Below are 2690 nucleotides of genomic sequence, written 5' to 3'. Positions count from 1 at the left end.
CTGGCCCAGCTCCTGCCCGCCCGGCGAGTCCGCACCAAAGACCGCATCGTCAAACGCGCGATCTCCAAATACAACGCCCGCGGACCCGCCATCGACCGGACCACCTACAAAGCCACCATCAGCATCAACATGATCCCGGCCAGCCCTTGACGCCGCTACCCCAGCCATAACTGAACGGCGTTGGGGCTAGAGCTCCTCCCGCAGCAGCCAGGCGCGCGAAGGCAGCGGGTGACCGAAGAGGCGGGCGGCGTTGCCGTAGGCGACCCTCGCGATGTCGGCGGGCGGGAGCGCGCCGAGGTTGCGGGCCACCGACTGCTGGGTGTCGGGCCAGGTCGAGTCGGAGTGGGGATAACCGCTCTCCTGCAGCACGTGGTCGAGCCCGACCGCGAGCCGCACCCCCGACAGGGCCTGGTCGTCGAGGGTGCCGAAGAAGAAGTTGCGGCGCAGCACCTCGCTCGGCTTCAGGCCGCCCTCCCACTGGGCCTCGCCGGCGACGGGGTGGTCGAGGGCGTAGTCGGCGCGTTCGGCGAGCATGGGCAGCCAGCCCACGCCGCCCTCGACGATGAGGATGCGCAGCGCGGGGAAACGCAGCGGCAGCCCCGACCAGAGCCAGTCGGCGCAGGCGAACATGGCGCTCGTCGGCATCAGCGTGGTGATCGCCTCGATGGGCGTGTCGGGCGAGGGCACCGGGGACCAGGACGAGTCGCCGGTGTGCAGGCAGACGACGGTGCCGGTCTCCTCGCACGCGGCGAAGAACGGGTCCCAGTGTCCGGAGTGGATCGAGGGCAGCCGCAGCCGGGTCGGGAACTCGGGGAACACCACGGCCTTGAAGCCGCGGGCGGCGTTGGCGCGGATCTCCTTGGCGGCCACGTCGGGGTCGGGCAGCCAGGGCAGCTGCAGGCCGATGATGCGCTCGGGGTAGGTGCCGGCCCAGACGTCGATGTGCCAGTCGTTCCACGCCCTGACCAGGGCGAGGCCCAGCTCCTGGTCGCGCGTCCTGGCGAACGGCATGCCGGACTGGCCGGCGAGCATGCCGGGGAAGCACAGTGCCGCCCAGATGCCGGCGACGTCCATGTCGTGGACGCGGGCCTCGATGTCGTGGCAGCCGGGGCGCATCTGCTCGAACCGCACGGGGTCGAGCGTCCACTGCTCGCGGGGCAGCCCGGCGCCCACGTCGATGCCGGCGCACGGGTACGTGGCGCCGCCGTAGCGCCAGACCTGGTGACCGGCCTCGGTCTCCACGACCTTGGGCGCGACGTCGGCGTATTTCTCCGGCAGGCGGCCCTCGAACAGGTCGGGCGGCTCGATCAGGTGATCGTCGGCGGAGATGATCACATAGTCGCGCCGCCTGGGTTCAGGATCGGGGAGCAGCGGCGTAGTCACGCACGTAACCGTACGACGGCGGCATCACGTGGAACAAGCTGCGGCGTATCCGTTCGGTGTCTGGGGCCCCGACCCGGGACCGCCGGGGAGGGGGACGACGGGCGATCCCGGGAGTGCCGGGCCCGCTCGACACGCGGGGATCGCCCCACTACCCGTTTCCGGCCGGTTCAGTCAGCAGATGTGCGCGCAGTTCGGCGATCGTGTCCGCGGTGAGCCCGAGCACCTGGGTGACGTACCGTTCGATGGAGCCGTGCCGGGCGGTCAGGTCGGCGAGGAAGAAGCGCATGGTGTCGGCGGGCGCGAGGCCGAAGCCGGGCCACAGCTCCGCGTCGCCGTGCCGGCGGCGCCAGTCGGCGATGAAGCGCTCGGTGGCCAGGCCGGTGAGCGCGTAGTCGGCCACGATGTCGTCCTCGCTCACGCCGGCCAGCGACAACACGAGCGCGGTGAGGATGCCCGTACGGTCCTTGCCCGCGGCGCAGTGGACGACCACGGGCGCGTTGTCGGCCCGGGCGATGGTCTCCAGGGCCGTCCTGAGGTTGGCGACGCCGTCCTCGGCGACCTCCAGGTAGCGGTCGGCGAGGAAGCGGGTGACGCCGAGCTCGTCGGTGTAGGCGGCGACGTCCCAGCGGCGCCCCTCGATCGGCAGGTTGTGGTAGAGCTGCCCCTCCGTCTCGGGCACCCGCCCGTGCTTGTCGACCTCGAACGCGTGGCGCAGGTCGATGACGTTGCGGACGCGCAGCGCGCGGAAGGCCGTCAGGTCGTCGCCGGCGAGCAGGCCGAGGGAGTCGGCCCGGTAGAGCCGCTGCCACCGGACGGTGCGGCCGTCCATGGCGGCATATCCACCTACGTCACGAAAATTGCACAGATTGGCGAATTCAATGTGGCGGATCACCCTCCACACCCTAATTGGCGGCGGTCTCCGGCTCCCGGGCCTCGGCGGTCTGGGTCTTGCGCTCGGCCACCTCGCGCCGGATCAGCATGATCCAGCCGCCGATGGCGATGCCGATGAACAACCACCACTGGATGCCGTAGGCGAGGTTGAGCCCGCCGCCCGCGCCGACGTCGGGCTCGGGCACGGGTGCGGGCGCCGTGGCGGGCTGCGGCCGCTGCTCGGTCAGCTCGACGTAACCGCCCACCAGGGTGTACGGCAGCCCCTTGCCGATCGCGTCAGAGTTGATCAGCAGCACCTGGCCGGGCGGCAGCCCCGAGCGCTCCCTGATGCCGCTGGACTCCTCGGTCTCGCTGGGCCGCAGCCGCCCGGTCACCGTCACCTGGCCGGCGGGCGGCGGGGGCACCTCGGGCGGGGC

General features: G+C 71.6%; 3 protein-coding genes. All 3 read right to left on the bottom strand.

Annotated elements, in window-relative coordinates; genetic code table 11:
• Positions 1–186 precede the first annotated feature (186 nt).
• Positions 187–1383 (bottom strand): amidohydrolase family protein, encoded by a 1197-nt coding sequence (locus tag C1J01_RS47415; protein ID WP_111185651.1) that lies wholly within the window; start codon positions 1381–1383, stop codon positions 187–189.
• Between the two features lie 148 nt (positions 1384–1531).
• Positions 1532–2275: a tyrosine-protein phosphatase gene (locus tag C1J01_RS47410; protein WP_111185653.1), complete on the bottom strand. Its 744-nt coding sequence runs from the start codon at positions 2273–2275 to the stop codon at positions 1532–1534.
• Between the two features lie 10 nt (positions 2276–2285).
• On the bottom strand, positions 2286–2690 hold a 405-nt coding region (locus tag C1J01_RS47405), incomplete at its 5' end, for an SURF1 family cytochrome oxidase biogenesis protein (RefSeq protein ID WP_328589758.1).

It is taken from the genome of Nonomuraea aridisoli, assembly GCF_003236395.1.
Classification (GTDB): domain Bacteria; phylum Actinomycetota; class Actinomycetes; order Streptosporangiales; family Streptosporangiaceae; genus Nonomuraea; species Nonomuraea aridisoli.
The sequence above is the reverse complement of the archived record's forward strand: the minus strand, read 5'-3'. Positions and strand labels throughout refer to the sequence as shown.